We start from the raw sequence: 21481 nt of genomic DNA on the forward strand, positions 1-21481 counted from the left end.
TTAGCCCTTCCTACTATTGCGGGGGGAACGCGGTTTTCTCGGCGTCGGGATCGCGTCCAGTTCAGCGCTCACTTCTTCGAAAAAGGCCTTTTGCCGGTCGATGTGTTCTTTCTCAATCGCGCGGTACTTGGCCTGGATCTTCGCTTTGAGTTCGGGCCGGGCCGCCAGCTTTTCTTGGAAATTCGCCTGAAACTCGGCAAATTTTTCGTCGCCGCCCCGATCCAGTAGAAGCTCCATAAATAAATCTGTCAGCGCGTCGGGCCCTTCGTCTGGAACCTTGGCAAAGGTGGTCATCAACCGTTCCTCGAATTCCGCCCTTTCAGCTTCGGTCGCATCGGGGCCTGCAAACTGGTTGGCTAGGGCTGTGAAGGCGCGATCTTGGGTGACGAATTCAGATTTAAGCTTTGCGTGGCTTTCGCGGACCGTATCCAGTTCGCCTGTCAAACCGGCCATTTTCGTCTCGGCATCAACAAGCTTTTTTTGAAGGCTGGTCACTTCCTTGGAGACTTTGCTGGCAGTGCGCTCTTCTTCTGAGACACGTTTTTCCAGATCTCGAATATTCCCGCTCTTGTTCTCAAGTTCAGAACGTAAATCCTCAACATCCCGAACCAGTTTTTCTTTATCCAGCCGAAGTTGATCGGCGTCACGTCTTGCGGCGGTTAGCCATTGATCGGCATCATTCAGCTTCGCCTGCAAAAGCGCCTTCTGTTCAACGGATGCATCGCGTTCCGCTGTCATATCAGACAGCGCGACTTCCTTTTGAACCACGTTCGCTTCAGCCGTTGTGGCTCTGGTTTCGGCCTCTGTCACTTTAACCTCTGCAGCCGCAGTTCTGGCCTCAGCGGTCGAAGCTTTGCCCTCAGCCTCAGTCGCTTTGGCCTCTGAGGCAGTTAAGGTCTCGATTTGAGCCTCGGCATCTTCAAGCAGCTTGATCGACATGACCGTGCGAGCCCCAGCGCCAAGTGCCGGATCCAATGCAAGGTAAGGCAGTGCCTTGTCCGAGCCCAGTTTCTGCGCTGCGAGGGCAAAGAATATCTTTCCATTGATCATGGGTCCGAGCCTTCTTGATAGGGATGGGATAGAAAAACGGGGCGAATGGTCGGGAGGCACCATCCGCCCCGGTTCTGCGATCACGAATTTTTTGCGATCGCTGATTTCAGCTCGTCCAGAGTTTTCACTCCGGACAGTACCGAAGCGGGCAAGTCGAGAGATTTCACGAACATCGTTGCGGCGTGCCGCTTCTGCTTGTCAGACAGATCGTTGTTCGCCGCCTCTTTCACCGACGCCGCCGCTGCTGCTACCGCCTTTACCGCGCTATCGGCTTCCGTTTCGATTGAATTGATCGGCATCAGCTGGTCGCCCGCAACTGTTACAGGCGACACCAGTTTATCCATCACCGACTCGACCGTGGTTTCACCTTTCAGGGCCGACAGCATCTGTGTGTAGCCATCACCTTCGGTTGTCGTCGATTTGGTTGGGACCAATGCCCTTTCAGCCACCGCGTTGATCAAAGGACGGATCGTTGCGATTTCAGTCTCTAAGGACGTAGCCCGCGCTTCCGCGACCACTTTGGCCTCTGTCGCCTTCGTAGAAGCCGTCTTGGCCGATGTCGCTTCGACAGCCGATTTGGTTGCCTCTTCGACGATATTGGCGCTGGCAATCCCACTGATCAGCGGATTCTTGTTCCCACCGACAATCATCAGGGTGGCGGCTTTGCGCACTTCGTCAGGCGTGTCGCTGGTCAGCTTGCTGAGCGCGAGGATGTTAGCAATTCCAAGCATAGCTTTTTTCCTTTCTCTCAGGGTTACTTGTTCAGGGCCAGCAGCATAAGCGCGGTGTTGTCACCGCCGCCCATGTCACCAAGCGCACCGGACAGCAGAAGCGGCAGCATCATGTCCTGCTTCTCGTATTTCACGCCGGTCACCTTGGCTTCGCCTGCGCCCGGATCGGCCTCGAACGAAATCGACTCGATCTTGGGAGGGGACGACAGGAGCGACAGAAGCTGCGACGTCTGGGCCGAGCTTTCCAGCTTTTTGACCCGCTTCGACACCTTGTCGACCGTGCCAGAGACACCGCTGATCTGCTTGGACAGCGTGTCAAAGTTCTTCTTGCGCTCTTTAAGAGCTGATTTGAACTTGGACTCTGTGTCGCTAATCAGTTTGTTGACGTCCTTGGCCTTGGCAAAGCTGGTGCCGAACTGGACCTTCATTTGCTGACCGTTGCGGGATTTCAGGACAGTCGAATTCGACCCCTTCATTTTGCGCAGACGACGGGACCGCGTGCGCTTGTAGCGGGCACGACCCAAGCGACGGCGGCGACGGCGGCGGCTGCGTTCCATCAGATCGCTTTCGCCAAACCCTTCGTCGTCATAATCGTCTTCTTCTGCCCAATTATCGCTTGCATCGAAGAAGACTTCGTCTTCGTCGTCATCATCGTTTTCGTAATAGTCGACAACGTTTTCATCATCCCAGTCTTCATCGTCATCGTAGTTATCTTCATCATCATCCCAGTCACTTTCAGCGGCGGGATTGCCCCGAAGGGCGAGCAACTTGATCAGGTCTTGCTGATTCAGGTTTTCAAATGCGTCCATCATCTCATTTTCTCCTTTGAATTGGATCGCTTCAGGATTGTGGGCCGTCCGCCGGTTTGGCGGGCGATCCAGGATTGGCGATTGGGGCGGGGCGGAAACCGGGACGCAAACGGCGGGGTGCAATGCGTTCTCGCCGGTCTAGGACAGGCTGAACAAAATGCTCAAAGCAGTCTTCGTCAGGAAGGAAAAAGCCCGGCGTCCCCGCCCCTGTGCATTGACGGCAATCTGGATCGCCGCCCCAACATTCGGGGCAAGCGCCCAAAGCACAGGCCAGCATTTCCGCGTGTTCCGCCATCGACGACACCTGCCGCGCGAGCGAGCGGATCAAAGCCGTGGCTCGCTGCTCAAACCCGGGTGCCCGCAGCGGGGCTTGCACTTCGGGTTTCGCACCTTCCGCCAAGACGCGCTTCATCTCTTGCACCTTTTGAATAAGGCTCAAAGCATCGTTGTGGCTGCTGCCAACTTCTGGCGACGGCCCGGAGCTTTCTAATGCCTTGAGGGCTTCGATCAGTGTCGTAACGGAGGATGTGGAGGGGTCGCTCATTGCGGAAATCCTTTTGCTGGTCTGCAATCTCGGTCGAAGGTCAGAGTTGGTCTGCCCATGCGATGAAGGAATCCATGTCGACTCCGTCCATGCCTTCCCCCAGACCGAAGCTTTCAAAGCTTTCCGTCTCGTGGCCTTCCATCTGCGCCAGTTGGTACATCGCCTCAGCGACTTCATTCGCAGACAACGCCTGCCCCGCAGCGTTCATGATCTGACCTCCAAGGCCCATCGCTGCACGGCCAACGGCCTGTTGTACGCCGGGTTGACGGATGTACTGGTTAAAGCGGTTCACACCTTGGGTCGCTGCACGGGATACAATCGGACCTACTGCGCGACCGACGCGACGTGCACGACGACGAACGCGTTTGCCGTAGCCGCGGGCATTCATGCGAACGCGGCCGCCACGGGAAATATGGGACAGTCCGCGCGATGCCAGACCACCGACAGCGCCACCGATCTGACCGCCGATGCGGGCGCCAGCAGGGCCACCAAAGATGCCACCCGCCACAGTACCCACTGTGCGCAAGGCAGGACGGGCCACTTTCGACGCCAACCCAGCAACGCCGCGGGCCGCGTTCTTGACGGATTGCCAGAAGCCTTCGATGTCGGCTTCGCTCATACCTTCGAAGATTGACTCGAGTTCATACTCGATCTCGGAATCGGACAGGCTTTCAAAGCTGGGTTCAGCAAGACGCAGCGCCTCGTATGCGCCAATTCCATGCTCGGCCAGTTCAGCCCAGCCAATATCGTTCTCCATGCCTTCAGGGACAAAGAGCTCGCCGACTTCGGCGTATTCGCTAAATGTTTCGGGATTTGCGTGATGTGTCACCGGGGATCTCCATTTGTTCGGTTAACGTGCAATTGGAGATTGGCGCAGCGTGGATACCGAACGATCACAAGGGATCACAGAGCGGTCACAAGCCTTGTTTTTATGCGTCTGTAAGCTGATCCGTCAGCGAACGAAGTTCCTGTAGGGTGTCGTTCAAAACACCCTGCAAAGTTGCGATTCGTTTTGAAATTGCCCGAATGTCGTCCTGCACGGCCGTGAAGCTTGAACTTTGGTGTTGGCGCTCGATTTGTGCCAGCAAAGCCTGCGTTTCAGGGGCTGGATCTACGCCCAACTCCTCGGTCAGCTTGATTTCAAGCTCCTTGTAAAGCTTGACGGCCTGCGCGCGGTTTCCCGCTTCAAGCTGAACGGCGATCAACGCCTGCCAGCCGCGCTCTTCAAAAGGATCAATCAGCAAAAGACGTTCCGCCGCCTGTCTCAGGCGCACATTATCCTCAACGCGCTCCAACCCTTCGACCAATGCAGTTAGCAATCGCGCCTGCCGCGCTTCGACCACACGACGTACATCTTCCAGCCAAGACCCCTGCGCTTCTGGCAGGAAAAAGCCCTGACAGGTTTCAGCCAACTGCCACTGATCGGCCAAATCAAGACTTTCGGGATCATCCAGTTTTAGCAGGTTCACAACATCAACCCACGGCCCTGTGTCATCCGGAAGCATCAGATTATCCGTGTCAGACACGATCCAGTTTTCGGGCTCGCCACCGGCGTCGCGGATTGCACCGCGCAGCCTCCATAGAGATGTGTTCAGGGCTTTTCGTGCAGAAAAATCATCGCGCCCCCAAATACGATCCAGAATTTTATCCCGAGCCACAGGGCGACCTTGGTCAATCGCCAGAGCGGCCAAAAGCTCTTTCTCGCGACGGCTTGCAAATTGGATGGGTTGGGAAGCTTCAGACACAGCATAGCACGTGCCCAGCAGACGCAATTCTGCGGACATGGATGACTCCTGACTTTGTCAATTATAAGCGGTTTCGGGCAGCTCGAAACGCGAGCCTGAACAAATTTAGGATGCGCCGTCGAGTAGGTGGACAAAAACCAAACTGGTCACCGCAATGCGACCACGCTGCGCATGAGCAACGCTATCGGACGATCGCTTGATCCATAGTGTAAGTGTGGTCGTCATCGTCCTACCCCCGGCTTCAGAATACAACTGGAAAGATACATTCTAAGTTCGTGATGAGGTGAGTGAAAATATCGTGAATTCCAGATGTGAATAAATTCACGCTACGACTGATCGATCGATTAAGCGCTCTGAGAGGATGACGCCTTGTGCGCCCCTAGACACAATTTTCGTCCCGACGACGTCATCGAAATCTTTGAGCGCGAAGAGATCGAAAGCAAACTGGACTGATATAGTTGATGGAAAAAAGGATCGCCTCAGGGCGGACCTTTTGCTTTTTAGGGACCTAATTAGGCAACCAGTTTAATCGGAATGGTCAGAATGGTTCACACGCTCCATAATTACAATCGCGCAGCGAATGTCCGCTCTGAGCCCAGAGTGCAAGATGCTGCGGAGCGTCCGAATGTCGGGTTTGACGCGAAGGCATGGAATAGGCATGCATGGGACGTTGGCGAAAAGCTGCATTTTGCATCGTACTGTCGCGTCGGTTGTGTGAAGGCGACTTGCGCCTCCATCCGATCGTCGGATCGCTTGTGGACAAAGAAACGCTCGAAAAGTTGGGCGCGCAAAAGCGGAGAATTTTGATGCCATGGATGCTGAAATCGGAGCTTGATGACATGTCTGCCCGGCATCACTGGGAACTAATTTCCGCGAATGGTGAATCGATCATGTTTCCCGCGTTGTCAAACTGGCGGCTGGCGGTCACACCGGATGATCTGCCGCTTCACCTCAAGCTCACGGCCGATGGCCCGGATAATCTTTATGACATGATGCAGGGGCCGGGTAGCTCGTGGCTGGTGAGTGCGCGTCTCAAGACATTGTTTGAATCGATCGACGATCAAAGCGGATCTTACTTCCCTGTGGTTTTGCACTTGGGGCATGAGACGATGGAAGACTCACATTTCTGGCATCGGATGACAGACGTCGTCTCGGGTGGCATCGATGTCGGGCAATCCGACGTCAAACCCGTCAAGGTCGCCGGCCAAGTTGCGTTCTACAGCACACCGCACACGCCCAACATTGTCTGGAATGCTGAGGCGGTCGCAGGGCGACACGTTTGGACGGATGAATTTTTGAGAGAACGACTTTTTGTATCAGACCGCGCGTTGGAGGAGATGGTCGGCGCTGAAATGACCGGTTTCAAGAAAGTGGCGTCTCTTTTTGCATAAGAGGCTTTGTTAACCGTGATGACTTTAGACGACCTAGTGGCGAAATAGTTCACCAGCGCCTGAGCGGCCATTCGAGCGGCATTCAGAGAAGGTCCGCTTCGTCCCGAATAGCGGATATCCAACCACGCCCCAAACAAAAAGGGAGGACCGTCGTCCTCCCTTCTGTCTATCTGGAAGATAGTCTGTTCAGATCAGGCGCCGATGGGCTTGCCTGTGAAAAGCTGTTGCCCCACACGGACGATCATGCGGCCGTCAGGCAGCGTTTTTTCAAGGATACCCTGCACGGATACGCAGCTTCCGAGTACAATAGTTTTGATCATGTGATGTCCTCCCCAGAACAGCACTCAAGATAAACGAACGTGCGGCCTTCGCAAGAGTTTCTATCTAAAGATGATCATCCGAAACTTAAGCCAATAGACTAAGTTTTGCTTACAGCCAGTCGCGCAAAATCGGGATCAGGGGCACGTCTGCGGCGGGCATCGGGTACTGGTTCAGATCGCGCGCCGCGACCCATTTCAGCGCCTGTCCCTCGCGGCTTTGCGGCACGCCGTCCCACTTGCGGCAGGCAAACAGCGGCATCAGCAGATGGAAGTTGTCGTAGCTGTGGCTGGCGAAGGTCAAAGGCGCCAGACAGCTGGCCCAAGTGTCGATGCCCAGTTCTTCCTGAAGCTCGCGGATCAGGGCGACTTCGGGCGTTTCGCCCTCTTCGACCTTGCCGCCGGGAAATTCCCACAGACCGGCCATGGATTTGCCTTCGGGCCGTTGGGCCAGCAACACACGGCCGTCCACATCGATCAGGGCAACAGCCGACACCAGTACAGTTTTCATCAAAGGCAACTCCGGAAGTGAGGGCGGGGCCCTAACCCCGCCCTAAGTCTTTTACGAACGGTAATCCGCGTTGATCGAGATATAGCCATGGGTCAGGTCACAGGTCCAAACCGTGGCTTTGCCCTCGCCCAGACCGATATCCACGTTCAACGTGATCTCGGGCTGCTTCATCTGCGCAGCGCCCTGTTCTTCGCGGTAGTCTGGCGAAACCCAGCCCTTTTCCGCGACCAACACGTCGCCAAAACGGATGCTGAGCAGATCACGATCCGCAGCCGCACCGGATTTGCCGATGGCCATCACAACGCGACCCCAGTTCGGGTCTTCACCGGCGATTGCTGTTTTCACCAACGGCGAGTTCGCAATCGCCAGCGCGTGGGTGCGCGCGTCTTGATCATTGGCAGCCCCCGTGACGTTGACGGTCACGAACTTGGTCGCGCCTTCACCGTCACGCACCACCTGATGCGCAAGGTCCATGAACACCGCTTCCAGCGCTGTTGCAAAGGCTTCGGTATCCGCCGTCACCTCAACCCCCGACGCCCCAGTCGCGCCGCACAGCAGCGTGTCAGAGGTCGACGTGTCGCTGTCGACCGTGATGCAGTTAAAGCTGCGGTCGTTGATCCGGCTGACCAGCGTTTGCAGGTCTGCGCGGCTGATCTTGGCGTCTGTAAAGATGTAGACCAGCATCGTCGCCATATCCGGCGCGATCATGCCCGACCCTTTGGCGATGCCCGCGATTTTAACCGTGCCACCGGGCAGATCGACAACCTGAGACGCGCCTTTTGGGAAGGTGTCGGTGGTCATGATCGCCATGGCCGCATCTTCGATGCCGTCCACGCTCAGCTTGCCCGCCAGTTCTTCGACCTTGGCGGTGATCCGGTCGTGCGGCAGCCGTTCGCCGATCACACCGGTCGAGCTGGTGAACACACGGTCTGCGGACAGGCCCGTAACCTCGGCCACCTTTTCACAGATCGCCGCGACCGAGCCTTCGCCCGCGCGGCCCGTAAAGGCGTTCGAGTTGCCCGAGTTCACGATGATCGCCGCGCCCGCATCGCTGTCGCCGCCGATTTTGGCCTGACAGTCCAGCACGTTGGCAGACCGCGTGGCGGAACGGGTGAACACACCCGTCATCACGCTACCGGGATCAAGAAGCGCCAACATGACGTCCTTGCGTCCCGCATACCGCACGCCTGCCTCGGTCGAGGCAAAGCGGACACCGGCAATGGCTGGCAGGTCCGGAAATTTTTCCGGCGCCAGAGGTGACCGTGTGGTGATCTTGGCCAATTATTCCTCCAAAAGCTCAAGATTGGACAAAACAGAGGTATCAACGTCGTTGGTGTCAGTCTTTGTGACATCAGCAGCGTCGACGTATTCTTTGATCATGGCCTGCACGCCTTCCTGTTCGATCTGACCCGCGATCTGTTCACGAACCTCTTCCAGCGCAGGGGCACCCTTTTCGCGGGTTTCGTTCAGCTTGATCACGTGCCAGCCGAACTGTGTCAGGACAGGGGCGGACACAGCGCCGACCTCAAGCTCCATGACGGCCTGTTCGAAGGGCGCAACCATCTGGCCTTCGCCGAACCAGCCCAGCGCGCCACCGGACGGGCCGGACGGGCCTGTGGATTTTTCCTTGGCCAGCGCTTCGAAATCCGCGCCGCCTTCCAGTTCGGCAACCAATGCGGCGGCTTCTTCTTCGGTTTCCACAAGGATATGGTTCGCGTTGTATTCCAGCTTGGGCTCGACCGAGCCAAATAGCTCGGCGTATTTCGCCTCGATGGCTTCGTCTGTCACCACATCCTGCGAAACCACGGCCAGACGCTCGGACGCGACCAGCGCGCGACGTTCGTTTTCCAGTGCCAGCTTAACGCGGTTGGTTTCTACTGCTTCGGGCTGTTGGGCCAGAACCTCTTGCTGGATCAACTGATCCAGAATGCCGTCCCACAGAACCGTGTCGGGCATTTGCTGATACTGTTCGGGTAGACCGGCACGCACCATCAGCATGTGACCCAGTTTGATTTCAACGCCGTTTACCGTCGCAACGACTGTGTCGGCGGTAACTTCGTCTTGGGCGTGCGCCGCAACCGGCAGGGCCAGCATCATTGCCAGACCTGAAACTCGGCACATACGGGACAGGCTATCGGTAAAGTGAAGCATTTAAACGACCTTCTTCTAATGCCGCACAGTGGCGGCGTTGACACTGGGTTGAGCGGCCCTTACATCGCCAAGGTGGCTGTTTCAGGCCGGTCTTTTCCCCAGTGTCTTATGGGCTGTGTGCAAGACGGGCAAGCAAATGCCGCACACTTTGATGTCAGACACGAAAGTGAGACCATGCTAGGAAAACTCGCGCGCAAGGTGTTCGGAACACCGAACGACCGTAAAATCAAGGCGACGCGCCCTCTGGTCGAGCAGATCAATGCGCTGGAGCCGGACTTCCAGAAGCTTGACGACGCTGGCCTGATCGCAAAGACCGAAGAATTCAAGCAACGTCTTGCCGATGGCGCATCCTTGGATGATCTGCTGCCCGAAGCGTTTGCAAACTGCCGCGAAGCCGCGCACCGCGCCCTGGGCCTGCGCGCCCACGATGTCCAGCTGATGGGCGGCATCTTCCTGCATCAGGGCAACATCTCGGAAATGAAGACCGGTGAAGGTAAAACCCTTGTGGCGACCTTCCCTGCCTATCTGAACGCGCTGACAGGCCGTGGCGTCCACGTCGTGACCGTGAACGACTATCTGGCCAAGCGTGACGCCGAATGGATGAGCAAGGTCTACGGCGCCTTGGGTCTGACAACGGGTGTTGTCTACCCGCGTCAGGACGAAGCCGAAAAGCGCGAAGCCTACGCCGCCGACATCACTTATGCGACGAACAACGAACTGGGCTTTGACTATCTGCGAGACAACATGAAGTCGGAACTCAAGCAGATGTCCCAGCGCGACCACTATTTCGCGATTGTGGACGAGGTCGACTCTATCCTGATCGACGAAGCCCGTACCCCGCTGATTATCTCGGGTCCGGCGCAGGACCGTTCCGAACTGTACATGAACGTTGACCGCGTCATTCCCGAACTGACCGACGATCACTTTGAGCTGGATGAAAAAACCCGCAACGTGACCTACACGGATGAGGGCAACGAATTCCTTGAATCCCGCCTTCAGGCCCTTGGTCTGCTGGAAGAGGGTCAGACCCTCTATGATCCGGAATCGACCACGCTGGTCCACCACATCAATCAGGGCCTGCGCGCGCACAAGCTTTACACCAAGGACAAAGACTACATCGTGCGCGATGGCGAAGTTGTGCTGATCGACGAATTCACAGGGCGTATGATGCCGGGTCGTCGTTTGTCCGAAGGTCTGCATCAGGCGATTGAAGCCAAGGAAGGCGTGAACATCCAGCCGGAAAACGTCACGCTGGCCTCGGTTACGTTCCAGAACTACTTCCGCCTGTACGACAAACTGGGCGGCATGACTGGTACGGCCCTGACAGAAGCCGAAGAATTCATGGAAATCTACGGTCTCGGCGTTGTCGAAGTTCCGACAAACCGCCCCATCGCCCGTATCGACGAGGACGACAAAGTCTATCGCACGGCCAAGGAGAAATACGCGGCCATCGTCGAAGAAATCAAACTGGCCCACGAAAAGGGTCAGCCGGTTCTGGTCGGCACCACGTCGATCGAGAAATCGGAAATGCTGTCGGCCCTGCTGAAAGAGGCCGGCCTGCCGCACAACGTTCTGAACGCCCGCCAGCACGAGCAAGAGGCGCAGATCGTCGCCGACGCCGGTAAGCTGGGCGCCGTGACTATCGCCACCAACATGGCGGGTCGTGGTACAGACATCAAACTGGGCGGCAACGTGGAATTCCAGATCATGGAAGCCATCGCTGCCGATCCCGAAGCTGACCCCGATGCCATCCGCAACCGCATCGAGGCCGAACACAAGGACTCGGAAAAGGCCGTGATGGAGGCCGGTGGCCTGTTCGTTCTGGCAACCGAGCGCCACGAAAGCCGCCGTATCGACAACCAGCTGCGCGGTCGTTCCGGCCGTCAGGGTGACCCGGGCCGGTCTTCGTTCTTCCTGTCGCTGGACGACGACCTGATGCGCATCTTCGGCTCGGAACGTCTGGACAAGGTTCTGTCCACGCTCGGCATGAAAGAAGGCGAAGCGATCATTCACCCCTGGGTGAACAAGTCGCTGGAACGCGCTCAGGCCAAGGTCGAAGGCCGCAACTTTGACATCCGTAAGCAGCTTCTGAAATTCGACGACGTGATGAACGATCAGCGTAAGGTGATCTTCTCGCAGCGCCGCGAAATCATGGAAGCCGAGGATCTGTCCGAAATCACGCAGGACATGCGCCATCAGGTCATCGACGATCTGGTTGACGCCTACGCGCCGCCGAAATCCTATTCCGACCAGTGGGACACAGAAGGCCTTTATGCGGCTGTGATCGAAAAGCTGGGCATCGACCTGCCGATCATGGCCTGGGGCGAAGAGGACGGCGTCGATCAAGACGTGATCCGCGAACGCCTGGAAGAAAAGACAGACGAACAAATGGCCGAAAAGACCAAGGCGTTCGGCGAAGACACCATGCGCCAGATCGAAAAGCAGATGTTGCTTCAAACGATCGACGGCAAATGGCGCGAACACCTTCTGACGCTGGAACACCTGCGTTCGGTTGTAGGCTTCCGCGGCTACGCGCAGCGCGATCCGCTGAACGAGTACAAGAACGAATCCTTCCAGCTGTTCGAATCCATGCTCGACAGCCTGCGCGAAGAGGTCACCCAGAAACTGGGTCAGGTCCGTCCGATGACCGAAGAAGAGCGCAACGCCATGATGCAGCAGATGCTGCAACAGCAGGCACAGGCCCAAGCTGCGGCTCGCGCCGCTCAAGCGGCAACCGCAGCCCCCGCGCCCGACGCCGGCCAACCCGCAGCCGAACGCACGCCGCTAGTCGCAGGCTTTGACGAAACCGATCCCAACACATGGGGCAACCCGGGCCGGAACGACCCCTGCCCATGCGGATCGGGCGAAAAGTTCAAACATTGCCACGGCCGTCTGGCCTGATCGGTATCAGATAAAAAACGCCCCCTTCGCGGGGCGTTTTTTGTTTGAGGCATCCGTTAAGGATTTGGGACGTGCTTTGACCGCCTTGGCATCATCGCAGTCAATCCGACTCTAAAAACCGGAATCAAAACGGGCGAATTGCGGGCGATTGTTCACAGGATTGCCCTAATGCGGTCTGGGGCGCGCCTTATGCTGGCCCCTTTTATTACCGAAATTACTCCGCAAGGATAGTTTTGCGGAGGCTGTTATGGCCCAGAAAAAGTCTATTGTTCTTGGTGGTGCAACACTGTGCGTCGCATTGGCGACCGGCTATGTGATGCAATTCGGTTTTGAACTGCCATCGCAATCCAAAAGCGGCTCGCCCGCAACGGTACAGGTCAGCGCGATCACCGACACTTCTGCGAAAGCGGATGAACCGGTCGCTGCCGCCGAAATGAACGCCCTGCCCAGCCTGCCGCTGGATGCACTGACCAACGCGCAGTTGCCCGACACAACTGTCGAAATGGCCGCTGTTCAGGATGATGTAGCCCCCCTGCCGGGTCCGGTCCTGGAACAACCCCAGATCAGCCCCGATTGCGCCATCGACATGACCGCCACAGCCGCCGCCGGTGCAATGGTTGACGTGTCCATCAAAGCGCCCTGCAACGCCTCGGAACGCTTTACGCTGCACCACAACGGCATGATGGTGACCGAAGTCACCCAGCCTGACGGCACAGCAACCCTGTCCATCCCTGCGCTGTCTGAAACAGCTGTGTTCATCGCGGCCTTCACCAACGGCGAAGGCGGTCTGGCACAAGCAGATGTGCCCTCGCTGCCGTTCTATGACCGCGTGGTCGTACAGTGGCGCGGTCAGGCAGGCCTGCAACTTCACGCCCGTGAATTCGGCGCGAACTATTTCGATCAGGGTCACATCTGGCACGACGCCAAAGGTGACATCGCAGAGGCCGCACAAGGCAAAGGCGGCTTCCTGACGCGCATCGGCAACGAAGACACGCCCGATGCCTTGGTCGCCGAAATCTACAGCTTCCCCGCAGGCACCACCGCCCGCAACGGCGACATCGCCCTGTCGGTCGAAGCCGAGGTCACAGTCCAGAACTGCAACACCGATGTCGAAGCCCAAACGCTGGACATGCGCGCCGGTGGCGACCTCAAGGTGCAGGATCTGACACTGGCCATTCCCGAGTGCGGCTCAGTTGGTGATTTTCTTGTGTTGAAAAACCTCATAGAAGACCTGAAGATCGCATCCAACTAAGACCGGTGGGACGGACGTTTCTATGCGTTATGTACGTGCGGCGATCAGCGCCGCACTTTTTCTATTCTTCACGGTGAACGCCGTCGCCGCCCAAGACGTGACCCTTCGGTCGCGTGACGGGGCGATTGAACTAAGCGGCACGATGCTGGGCTTTGACGGCGAATTTTATCGCCTGCGCACCCAGTACGGCGAACTGACGGTCGATGGCTCTGGCGTGCTCTGTGAAGGCCCCGGATGCCCGTCTCTGACCGACTTTGTCGCTGAACTGTCGGTCTCCGGCTCTGCCACCCTTGGCGCGGTGCTGATGCCCGCCCTGCTGGAGGGGTTCGCGCGCAACAACGGCATGACGACCGAGCGCGAGAAACTGGAAGACACCCAGTTCCTGTACACCCTGAAAAACGTCGACACCGGCAAACCCGTAGGCCGTTTCACGTTCCGTGTGACCAACACCGACGAAGGCTTTGCCGATCTTCTGGGCGATGACGCGGACATCGTGATGGCCCTACGTGAGATCCGCGACGAAGAACTGGCCCGTGCGCGCGAGGCTGGCCTTGGCGATCTGGAAGAACCCAACCGCAGCCGCGTTCTGGCGCTGGATGCGATGGTGCCGATCGTGGCGCCGGAAAACCCTGTTGGCTCGATCTCGCTCGCGGACCTGTCGGGCATCCTGACCGGTCGGATCGACAACTGGTCAACACTTGGCGGCCCCGATGCGCCCATTGCGCTGCACCTGCGTGACGCGCTGTCCGGCCTGTCGCAAAGCATCGAAGACCGGTTCCTGCCCGCCAACGCCGATCTGCCCGAAGGCACCCTGCGCCACGGGACCAACAGCACCTTGGCCGAGGCCGTTGTGCGCGACCCCTTCGGCATCGGCATCGCCAGCTTTTCGGAAACCGGCAGCGCCAAAACGCTCACGCTCAAGGGCGGATGCGGCTTTGAATTGCGCGCCACACGCCGCACCATCAAGACCGAGGATTATCCGCTGACCGCGCCGATGTTCCTGTATCTGCCCGCGCGCCGTTTGCCTGCCTTGGCCCGCGATTTTCTGGCCTATACGCGCAGCGACGCCGCCCAGATCGTCATCCGCCGCGCCGGTTTTGTCGATCAGGCGACCGAGGATATTCCGCTGGACCTACAAGGCGAACGCTTTGCCAATGCGATCAACGTGGCCGCGGGTGAAGAGGGCCTGGCGACGCTGAAACGCATGGTCAACACGCTGTCGCCCTATGCCCGCCTGTCCACATCGTTCCGGTTCGAACCCGGCTCATCCCGTCTGGATGCGCAATCGCGGTCTAACGTACGCCGCTTTGCCCGCGACATCGAAGAAGGCGTGTACGATGCACATGACATCCTGTTTGTGGGCTTTTCCGACGGTGATGGACCGGCTGGACCCAATCTGAACATTGCCCGCAAACGTGCCGAGGCCGTACGCGACGCGATCAAGGATGCCGCCGAAGCCGCCGATTTCGACATGCTTACGATGGGCGTTGATGCCTTTGGCGAAGCGATGCCCATGGCCTGTGACAACACCGATTGGGGCCGTCAGGCCAACCGTCGGGTCGAGGTCTGGCTGCGTTAAAGCAGGCCTTCGCTGCGAAAGCTGATTTCCGTGTTGTGCCCGATGACCAGATGATCGTGCAGCGTGATCCCCAACGGGTCCAGCGCCCGCTCAATCTGGGCCGTCATGTCGATATCGCTGCTTGATGGTGTCGGATCGCCCGACGGATGGTTGTGAACAAGGATCAACGCCGAGGCGTTCAGTTCCAGCGCACGTTTGGCGACCTCGCGCGGATAAACAGGGACATGATCCACCGTGCCACGCGCCTGCGCCTCATCCGCGATCAGGATGTTCTTGCGATCCAGATAGAGGATGCGGAACTCTTCGATCCGGTTGTGCGCCATGGCGGTGTGACAATAGTCGACCAAGGCTTGCCAGCTGCTGATCACCTCTTTCTGCATAACCTTGGCGCGGGCCAGCCGCTGTGCAGCGGCCTCGACGATCTTGAAACTACAGATCACGGATTGCCCGACGCCCGACATTTCGGACAGCCTGTCAGGTTCGGCTGATATCACCCCGTTAAAATCCCCGAACCGGTCCAACAGTTCACGCGCCAGCGGCTTTACATCCCGCCGCGGGATCGCGCTGAACAGCACCAACTCCAGCAGTTCGTAATCCGGCACAGCGGCAGACCCGCCCGCCATGAACCGTTCTTTCAAACGCTGCCTGTGATCGCGGATGTAGGATGGCAGTTTGCCATTTACCAAAACCGGCGCATCCTCGCCCGTGTCGAACAAGGACGGCTGAACATCAGAAAAGGCGCGCGAACTGGACATGGTCCAAATTCTGCGCGCCCTTGGTTACCAAGCGGTAAACAAAGAAATACGCCGGCGCGGGAGGGGCTACACCGGCGTATTTCGGGAGTATACTTAGTTAATTCAGTTGCTTGCGTACTGCAGGCCAACAGGCTCGGCGGCAACTGTTACGCCAGCTTCTGTGCGGGCGAATGTATATGTGTGCGTCAGCGTACCCGGCAGACCAAAGGACACATCGTCACCTTCGGCCAGCGTCATGATCAGACGCGCAGGTGCGGCATCGGCCATTTGCGGCAGGAAGGTTGCAACAACCTCGTAGCCTGCTTCGGCTTCTGTCCAGTAGACGGACATATCAACGCCGGACTGGTGCAGAGTTGCGCCTGCCATCTCTTTTTCAAGAACGATTTCGTTTGCCAGTACGGGGGCGGCGGTCAGGGCCAAAGCGGCCGCAGCAATCAGAGTTTTCATGGATCATAACCTTTGAATGGGGAGGGACGGACCAAGGCCACGCCATATTTTCTGCATCCCATCCTATGCGGCGAAAAAATGCTGCACCACAGCAAATACCCCATATCCGCTATGCTTTTCTGCTGGGTGGGCTAACCCCACCCCAAAGGGTAAATCTCAATAAGCAATTGAAAATAAAAGGTTATAATGGAATTTTTCTGCGTACAATTGCATGCTGCACGCGCAGCATTCCGCAGCATACCGTATACCAATGCATTCACGAAAAAAGCGCCGGAATATATCCGGCGCTTTGGAAGAGCTTATTCAGCCGCGTCGCGTTTGGGCAGAACCCAGTCGGGGCGCGGGAAATGGCAGGTATAGCCGTTGGGGATACGTTCCAGATAATCCTGATGCTCTGGCTCGGCCTCCCAGAAATCGCTTACGGGCTCGACCTCGGTCACAACCTTGCCCGGCCAGATGCCAGAGGCATCCACATCCGCGATCGTATCCAGCGCAATCTGTTTCTGTTCGTCGTTCACATAATAGATCGCCGACCGGTACGACATGCCCACGTCATTGCCCTGACGGTTGGGCGTGGTCGGGTCGTGGATCTGGAAAAAGAACTCCAGAAGCTTGCGGTAGCTGGTCTTGGCGGGGTCAAAGATGATCTCGATCCCTTCGGCATGGGTGCCGTGGTTGCGATAGGTCGCGTTGGGCACGTCACCACCGGTATAGCCGACGCGCGTCTTCTGAACTCCGGGCAGCTTGCGGATCAGATCCTGCATGCCCCAGAAACAGCCCCCGGCCAGTACAGCACGTTCAGTCATCAGATATCCTCCACTTGATCGACATATTGGCCATATCCTTCGGCCTCCATGTCTTCTTTCGCGACAAAACGCAGCGACGCCGAGTTGATGCAGTAGCGAAGACCACCGCGATCTGTCGGCCCGTCAGGAAAGACATGACCCAGATGGCTGTCGCCGTGTTTGCTGCGCACTTCGGTGCGGATCATGCCGTGGGACATGTCGCGCAATTCAACGATGTTATCAGGTTCAATCGGCTTCACGAAACTGGGCCAGCCGCAGCCGGATTCATATTTCGCCGCCGATGCGAACAGCGGTTCGCCCGACACGATATCCACATAGATACCGGTCTTTTTATTGCTCAGGTATTCCCCCGTCCCCGGACGTTCCGTGCCGTTTTCCTGCGTCACGAAATACTGTTCGGGCGTCAGCGTGGCGATCACGTCGGGGTTCTTTTCATACTTGGTCATGGCAGCCTATCAGTTCATCCTCGTGTCCCAATAGATGGGGCTTTACGCCCAAAATCAAAGGGAAGATTACAGCGCCTCAGCTTTCCGTGAGGCAACCCACCGCCCAACGCGCGGCATCAGCGACGACATGTTCGGGATCATCGACCAGCGATTGCGCCACGGGCAGCAGCGCGGGGTCGTTCGAGTTGCCGATAGCGTAAAGCACATTGCGCACGAACCGCCCCCGCCCGATCCGCTTGATGGGCGAGCCCGAGAAATGCGCACGGAACCCTGCATCATCCAGCACAGCCAGATCCGCCAGCGCAGGCGCGACCAGTTCGGGGCGGGCGTGATACTTGGCTTCCCGTGCCTCGGCCGCGAATTTGTTCCACGGGCAGGCCGCCAGACAATCGTCACAGCCGTAAACGCGGTTGCCCAGCAACGGGCGCAGCGCTTCGTCCACGGGCTCTTTGTGTTCGATGGTCAGATAGGAAATGCAGCGCCGTGCATCCAACTGATAGGGCGCAGGAAAGGCATCGGTCGGGCAGATATCCAGACACGCATGGCACGACCCGCAATGATCCACCTCGGGCGCGTCAGCGGGCAGGTCCAGCGTGGTAAACACAGACCCCAGAAAGAACCACGATCCCATCTGACGGCTGACCAGATTGGTGTGCTTGCCCTGCCAGCCCAAACCCGCCGCCTGCCCCAGCGGCTTTTCCGGCACGGGGGCGGTGTCGACAAACACCTTCACTTCGCCCCCTGCCTCGGCAATCAACCAACGGGCAAGGCGCTTCAGCTTTTTCTTCAGGACGTCATGGTAATCGCGGTTCTGCGCATAGACGGAAATGCCCGCGCGGTCGGGCATGTTCAAAACGTCCAGCGGATCGTGATCGGGGGTATAGGATTCACCCAGCATGATCACCGATTTCGCATCGGGCCAGAGCACCTGAGGCGCCCCGCGCCAATGCACGCGCTCTTCCATCCAAGACATGGTGCCATGGCGATCTTCGCTCAGGAAAACGCCCAGCCGCTCGGGCACCTGAGGCACGTCCCAAGGGCGGCACACGCGCGCAAGCTCGAACCCGATATCACGGGCCTCCGCCACAAGTTTTTCCTTAAGATCGGTCACTGACACCCCGATTTCCGAACCGCTAAACGCGGTATATCAGAAATCCAGATCAGCGTAATGCGCAGGCGGCGGGAAGCCGGGCACCTGATCGGCCAGAATCGACCGGAACGCAGGACGCGATTTGATCTTGGCGTACCAGTCCTTAACCGTGTCCGACCGGTTCCAATCCACGTCCGAGATATAATCCAGCGACGACAGATGCGCGGCAGCCGCAAAATCGGCCAGTGTCATCACATCGCCGGCCAACCAGCGGCGGTGATCCAGAAGCCACGCCATGTAATCAAGGTGGTACTTCACAGCCCGCGCGCCTGCCTTGACGTTGGTGGAATCCGGAAAGCCCTTTTTCATGACCTTCTTGTTCACACGTTCGTACAGCAGCTTGGACGTGACTTCGTTGTGGAACTTGTCGTCGAACCAGTTCACCAGACGGCGCACTTCGTAGCGACCTTCTGCACTGCGCGGCAACAACGCGGGTTCGGGGTGTTTTTCTTCGATGTACTCACAAATCGGCGTGGATTCCGCCATTGTTTTCCCGTCGAATTTCAGGATCGGAACCTTGGCCGCCGGGTTGCGGCGTAGGAAGTCGGGGCTTTCTTCCCAGTACTTCTCTTCGACCAGCTCAACCTCGATTTTCTTTTCCGCAAGCACCAGACGCACCTTGCGACAGAACGGGGAAAGAGGAACGTGATAAAGCTTGGCCATAGCAGATTGACTGTAATCCATTTCGGTCAGATTTGATCCTCGTATACGCCTTACAATGTCAGTTGCAACTGCTCAAAAGTGGGTAGGCGAAGTTATGACTTTATTCAAAACAGGCAGCGCGGCCATCGCGCCGGATGGTTTCCGCTCCGTCCAGAATGGAGGCAGCGCGCTTGCGTGTAAAGGACGACGGGCTGGCCGCTGAACGGTCCTTCGGATTGGGCAAAATGGCCGCCAGACGCGCTGCTTGGGTGGGCGTCAGGTCTTTGGCGGATGTGTTGAAATAGCGGCGAGCTGCGGCTTGGACCCCAAAGACGCCTTCGTCGAATTCGGCGACGTTCAGGTATACTTCCAGTATACGCCGCTTGGGCCAGACCGCTTCCATCACCGGTGTGATCAATGCCTCAAGCGCTTTGCGCACGTAGGTTCGGCCATGCCAGAGGAAGGTGTTTTTGACCACTTGTTGGCTGATCGTCGACGCCCCGCGCGCGCCGCCGTCTTCGATGGCGTCACGGATCGCGTTCATGTCAAAGCCCCAGTGGTTGCAGAAATTCGCATCCTCGGCGGCAACGACAGACCGGAACATCACAGGTGCAATGTCATCGGCATCTGTCCAGATCCGGTCCACATCGCCAAGGCGGCTGGATTCCTGCCAGATGTAGATCGTCGTGGGCGGGGCCACGAAACGGTAGAGCACGATCAATAGCAGAAACAGAACAGTCGGGTAGAACACCAAACGGAACAGCCACCGCCGCAGCCACTTGATCGGGGACACGCGCGTTTTCTGTTTTGCGGTCTTTTTGCTGACCGGTTTGGATGCCTTGCGGGTTCTTGCCATGGGCGAAGATATACGTGGGCAAACGCGCCACGGAAAGTATGCGGTTTTACGAATGACGGGAACTGAGGCGGCAGGGACGCGGAGCCGCGCCTAGTCCATGCCCTGAACGGTATATTCCCGCGCAATCCCCTTGGTCGCCCGCCCCCACGCACTCTGCACCACGCGGGTCTGATGACACCGGAAGGCCTCTGGGTCGGTGAATTCTTCGTGCACAGTCCAGATCAGCGGGTCGGGGCTTTGGCTGACCTCGAACGTCAGACACCCCTCTTCAGCCCGCGTCAGAGCGATATGCTCCTCAATATGCGCTTGGACGATGGCAAGCTCATCGTTGTTTGCGCAGCGCAGGAAGCCGTTTAGTGTGATCATGGTTTTGAGCTTTAGGATGGTTTGGGTTTCAGTCCAACCACTATAAAGCGGCCCATTTCCGCCAAGCGGCTGAAGTCAGCATTGAGCCCATGTTGACCGACGCTGTATCACGGTCTCGCCTCAGATTTGCGAACGGAACTCTGTTTGCACTGTTGGCCCAATAAGCTTACGATCTAAGCCACTGGCAACTGTCAAACATCACCTCACACATGATCATTCACTACGACAAGTTTGAAACTTGGGATAGGCCTTTCGGCGACCTTGTAGTTCGTCTATTGGGCGAGGAAGCCGTGAATAATCTCGCATCATCGAATTTCGAATATATAGAAGATGCGGGCGACTTTGTGGTCAACCAATCGGACATTGAAACCGTTTCAACCGAAATTCAGGGCTGGCTTTGGGCACATGAATTTTGCGTATTCCATGGGACTAGATTGCTGCCGGAAGAAATTCTCTCTGTGCAACAGAATGGGCTGCTTCCCTTGGTGGCCACTGACCGGGAACGACGCCTCAGAAAAATTCTCGCACGCCATCCAAGATGGTATTCTGTAGAGAATAGACTTCTTGAAGTGATTGAAGACGTTGGACCAAATGAGAAGCAAGGCAGAAGGCAAGGACAGGTCCATTTTAGCCTTTCTAGATCAGGACTCGTGAATAGTTTCGACCACTATTTGACCCACGGGTCTGAGTTCGATCAGCACGTTGCGCATCGGTTATTTGGTGACCAATCAGGCCTTGAACCGCTCCACTCGGAGACCGTTCCTGTTCTTGTTCATGTCTCCTTCAGCGGCGAACAACTCATTCAAGGAGCTCATCCGCACTTCAGCTATTCCGACGTCGTGGGCATGGGTGAAGTCCCTGGGCTAGCGCGAACTTTCCTTGACGCTTGGGCATACAAGGCAGCAAACCCAAGCTTTAACATCGAAACACTGCGCACTGACTGCTGTGTGATGGAGCGCTTCGCAACACCACGCGATCGAATCCTCCATATCGAAAAGCTCGGCGATATGGCCGCACATTAAGTTTCCCGCG

Annotated in this window: 23 protein-coding genes; 5 read left to right on the plus strand and 18 right to left on the minus strand. The window is 57.5% G+C overall.

The features are described 5' to 3' along the window. From C4S59_RS10325 to C4S59_RS10350, 6 genes are all read right to left on the minus strand, one after another. The gene (locus C4S59_RS10325; protein WP_103910431.1) at nt 1-1050 is read right to left on the minus strand and encodes a coiled-coil domain-containing protein; all 1050 of its coding nucleotides are present in this window, start codon (nt 1048-1050) and stop codon (nt 1-3) included. A gap of 80 nt (nt 1051-1130) precedes the next feature. Further along, entirely contained in the window at nt 1131-1781 is a 651-nt protein-coding gene (locus tag C4S59_RS10330) for a hypothetical protein (protein ID WP_103910432.1), read from the minus strand. 23 nt (nt 1782-1804) lie between these two features. After that, nucleotides 1805-2593: a hypothetical protein gene (locus C4S59_RS10335; RefSeq protein ID WP_103910433.1), complete on the minus strand. Its 789-nt coding sequence runs from the start codon at nt 2591-2593 to the stop codon at nt 1805-1807. Between the two features lie 28 nt (nt 2594-2621). Further along, complete coding sequence (locus C4S59_RS10340) at nt 2622-3134, minus strand: hypothetical protein (RefSeq protein WP_103910434.1); 513 nt, start codon at nt 3132-3134, stop codon at nt 2622-2624. Nucleotides 3135-3174: 40 nt separating this feature from the next. Beyond that, nucleotides 3175-3963, minus strand: a complete 789-nt coding sequence (locus C4S59_RS10345) for a hypothetical protein (protein ID WP_103910435.1) — start codon at nt 3961-3963, stop codon at nt 3175-3177. A 100-nt stretch (nt 3964-4063) separates the two neighbouring features. Beyond that, nucleotides 4064-4918: an AfsR/SARP family transcriptional regulator gene (locus C4S59_RS10350; RefSeq protein WP_103910436.1), complete on the minus strand. Its 855-nt coding sequence runs from the start codon at nt 4916-4918 to the stop codon at nt 4064-4066. 623 nt (nt 4919-5541) lie between these two features. Between C4S59_RS10350 and C4S59_RS10355 the strand changes: the two genes are divergently transcribed. Next, nucleotides 5542-6270 carry an imm11 family protein gene (locus C4S59_RS10355; protein ID WP_103910437.1) on the plus strand — a complete coding sequence of 243 codons (729 nt, stop codon included), beginning with the start codon at nt 5542-5544 and terminating at the stop codon, nt 6268-6270. 191 nt (nt 6271-6461) lie between these two features. On the opposite strand, the gene C4S59_RS19860 is transcribed toward C4S59_RS10355, so the two are convergent. The 4 genes from C4S59_RS19860 to C4S59_RS10370 form a co-directional block, all read right to left on the minus strand. Continuing rightward, nucleotides 6462-6590 (minus strand): hypothetical protein, encoded by a 129-nt coding sequence (locus C4S59_RS19860; RefSeq protein WP_268810626.1) that lies wholly within the window; start codon nt 6588-6590, stop codon nt 6462-6464. A 109-nt stretch (nt 6591-6699) separates the two neighbouring features. Next, nucleotides 6700-7098, minus strand: coding sequence for an 8-oxo-dGTP diphosphatase MutT (gene mutT, locus C4S59_RS10360; protein WP_103910438.1), 399 nt, complete (start codon nt 7096-7098; stop codon nt 6700-6702). A gap of 51 nt (nt 7099-7149) precedes the next feature. Continuing rightward, complete coding sequence (argJ, locus tag C4S59_RS10365; protein WP_103910439.1) at nt 7150-8379, minus strand: bifunctional glutamate N-acetyltransferase/amino-acid acetyltransferase ArgJ; 1230 nt, start codon at nt 8377-8379, stop codon at nt 7150-7152. Then, nucleotides 8380-9249: a peptidylprolyl isomerase gene (locus C4S59_RS10370; protein ID WP_103910440.1), complete on the minus strand. Its 870-nt coding sequence runs from the start codon at nt 9247-9249 to the stop codon at nt 8380-8382. 174 nt (nt 9250-9423) lie between these two features. On the opposite strand from C4S59_RS10370, the gene secA reads away from it, so the two are divergent. The 3 genes from secA (at nt 9424) to C4S59_RS10385 (ending at nt 14981) form a co-directional block, all read left to right on the plus strand. Beyond that, nucleotides 9424-12150 carry a preprotein translocase subunit SecA gene (gene secA / locus C4S59_RS10375; RefSeq protein ID WP_103910828.1) on the plus strand — a complete coding sequence of 909 codons (2727 nt, stop codon included), beginning with the start codon at nt 9424-9426 and terminating at the stop codon, nt 12148-12150. Between the two features lie 247 nt (nt 12151-12397). After that, the gene (locus C4S59_RS10380) at nt 12398-13402 is read left to right on the plus strand and encodes a translocase (RefSeq protein WP_103910441.1); all 1005 of its coding nucleotides are present in this window, start codon (nt 12398-12400) and stop codon (nt 13400-13402) included. A 22-nt stretch (nt 13403-13424) separates the two neighbouring features. Then, complete coding sequence (locus tag C4S59_RS10385) at nt 13425-14981, plus strand: substrate-binding domain-containing protein (RefSeq protein ID WP_103910442.1); 1557 nt, start codon at nt 13425-13427, stop codon at nt 14979-14981. On the opposite strand, the gene radC is transcribed toward C4S59_RS10385, so the two are convergent. From radC to C4S59_RS10425, 8 genes are all read right to left on the minus strand, one after another. After that, nucleotides 14978-15736, minus strand: coding sequence for a RadC family protein (gene radC / locus C4S59_RS10390; RefSeq protein WP_103910443.1), 759 nt, complete (start codon nt 15734-15736; stop codon nt 14978-14980). The genes C4S59_RS10385 and radC overlap by 4 nt on opposite strands. Nucleotides 15737-15838: 102 nt before the next feature. Next, a complete protein-coding gene (locus C4S59_RS10395) occupies nt 15839-16183 on the minus strand; it encodes a hypothetical protein (protein ID WP_103910444.1) in 345 nt (114 codons plus the stop codon). A gap of 299 nt (nt 16184-16482) precedes the next feature. Then, a complete protein-coding gene (gene msrA, locus C4S59_RS10400) occupies nt 16483-16989 on the minus strand; it encodes a peptide-methionine (S)-S-oxide reductase MsrA (protein WP_103910445.1) in 507 nt (168 codons plus the stop codon). Beyond that, nucleotides 16989-17435 carry a peptide-methionine (R)-S-oxide reductase MsrB gene (gene msrB, locus C4S59_RS10405; protein ID WP_103910446.1) on the minus strand — a complete coding sequence of 149 codons (447 nt, stop codon included), beginning with the start codon at nt 17433-17435 and terminating at the stop codon, nt 16989-16991. Before msrB ends, msrA begins: the two co-directional genes overlap by 1 nt. A gap of 76 nt (nt 17436-17511) precedes the next feature. Further along, complete coding sequence (gene queG, locus C4S59_RS10410) at nt 17512-18546, minus strand: tRNA epoxyqueuosine(34) reductase QueG (protein ID WP_103910829.1); 1035 nt, start codon at nt 18544-18546, stop codon at nt 17512-17514. Nucleotides 18547-18582: 36 nt separating this feature from the next. Then, nucleotides 18583-19248 (minus strand): FtsZ-binding protein FzlA, encoded by a 666-nt coding sequence (gene fzlA / locus C4S59_RS10415; RefSeq protein ID WP_103910830.1) that lies wholly within the window; start codon nt 19246-19248, stop codon nt 18583-18585. A gap of 100 nt (nt 19249-19348) precedes the next feature. Then, nucleotides 19349-20083, minus strand: coding sequence for a monofunctional biosynthetic peptidoglycan transglycosylase (mtgA, locus tag C4S59_RS10420; RefSeq protein ID WP_103910447.1), 735 nt, complete (start codon nt 20081-20083; stop codon nt 19349-19351). A 90-nt stretch (nt 20084-20173) separates the two neighbouring features. Beyond that, complete coding sequence (locus C4S59_RS10425) at nt 20174-20449, minus strand: putative quinol monooxygenase (RefSeq protein WP_103910448.1); 276 nt, start codon at nt 20447-20449, stop codon at nt 20174-20176. A gap of 209 nt (nt 20450-20658) precedes the next feature. Between C4S59_RS10425 and C4S59_RS10430 the strand changes: the two genes are divergently transcribed. Further along, entirely contained in the window at nt 20659-21471 is an 813-nt protein-coding gene (locus tag C4S59_RS10430; RefSeq protein WP_103910449.1) for a hypothetical protein, read from the plus strand. Nucleotides 21472-21481: the final 10 nt, after the last annotated feature.

Origin of the sequence: Thalassococcus halodurans (assembly GCF_900108225.1) — a bacterium.
Classification (GTDB): Bacteria; Pseudomonadota; Alphaproteobacteria; order Rhodobacterales; family Rhodobacteraceae; genus Thalassococcus; species Thalassococcus halodurans.

Excerpts from the sequence above, each read along its gene's own strand:
- C4S59_RS10385 (WP_103910442.1), top strand. The coding sequence starts at position 13,425 with ATGCGTTATGTACGTGCGGCGATCAGCGCCGCACTTTTTCTATTCTTC.
- C4S59_RS10380 (WP_103910441.1), top strand. The coding sequence starts at position 12,398 with ATGGCCCAGAAAAAGTCTATTGTTCTTGGTGGTGCAACACTGTGCGTC.
- C4S59_RS10370 (WP_103910440.1), bottom strand. The coding sequence starts at position 9,249 with ATGCTTCACTTTACCGATAGCCTGTCCCGTATGTGCCGAGTTTCAGGT.
- C4S59_RS10335 (WP_103910433.1), bottom strand. The coding sequence starts at position 2,593 with ATGATGGACGCATTTGAAAACCTGAATCAGCAAGACCTGATCAAGTTG.
- mutT (WP_103910438.1), bottom strand. The coding sequence starts at position 7,098 with ATGAAAACTGTACTGGTGTCGGCTGTTGCCCTGATCGATGTGGACGGC.
- C4S59_RS19860 (WP_268810626.1), bottom strand. The coding sequence starts at position 6,590 with ATGATCAAAACTATTGTACTCGGAAGCTGCGTATCCGTGCAGGGTATC.
- msrB (WP_103910446.1), bottom strand. The coding sequence starts at position 17,435 with ATGACCAAGTATGAAAAGAACCCCGACGTGATCGCCACGCTGACGCCC.
- C4S59_RS10330 (WP_103910432.1), bottom strand. The coding sequence starts at position 1,781 with ATGCTTGGAATTGCTAACATCCTCGCGCTCAGCAAGCTGACCAGCGAC.
- C4S59_RS10325 (WP_103910431.1), bottom strand. The coding sequence starts at position 1,050 with ATGATCAATGGAAAGATATTCTTTGCCCTCGCAGCGCAGAAACTGGGC.
- radC (WP_103910443.1), bottom strand. The coding sequence starts at position 15,736 with ATGTCCAGTTCGCGCGCCTTTTCTGATGTTCAGCCGTCCTTGTTCGAC.
- msrA (WP_103910445.1), bottom strand. The coding sequence starts at position 16,989 with ATGACTGAACGTGCTGTACTGGCCGGGGGCTGTTTCTGGGGCATGCAG.
- C4S59_RS10425 (WP_103910448.1), bottom strand. The coding sequence starts at position 20,449 with ATGATCACACTAAACGGCTTCCTGCGCTGCGCAAACAACGATGAGCTT.
- C4S59_RS10430 (WP_103910449.1), top strand. The coding sequence starts at position 20,659 with ATGATCATTCACTACGACAAGTTTGAAACTTGGGATAGGCCTTTCGGC.
- C4S59_RS10340 (WP_103910434.1), bottom strand. The coding sequence starts at position 3,134 with ATGAGCGACCCCTCCACATCCTCCGTTACGACACTGATCGAAGCCCTC.
- C4S59_RS10350 (WP_103910436.1), bottom strand. The coding sequence starts at position 4,918 with ATGTCCGCAGAATTGCGTCTGCTGGGCACGTGCTATGCTGTGTCTGAA.
- C4S59_RS10395 (WP_103910444.1), bottom strand. The coding sequence starts at position 16,183 with ATGAAAACTCTGATTGCTGCGGCCGCTTTGGCCCTGACCGCCGCCCCC.
- mtgA (WP_103910447.1), bottom strand. The coding sequence starts at position 20,083 with ATGGCAAGAACCCGCAAGGCATCCAAACCGGTCAGCAAAAAGACCGCA.
- secA (WP_103910828.1), top strand. The coding sequence starts at position 9,424 with ATGCTAGGAAAACTCGCGCGCAAGGTGTTCGGAACACCGAACGACCGT.
- C4S59_RS10355 (WP_103910437.1), top strand. The coding sequence starts at position 5,542 with ATGGGACGTTGGCGAAAAGCTGCATTTTGCATCGTACTGTCGCGTCGG.
- fzlA (WP_103910830.1), bottom strand. The coding sequence starts at position 19,248 with ATGGCCAAGCTTTATCACGTTCCTCTTTCCCCGTTCTGTCGCAAGGTG.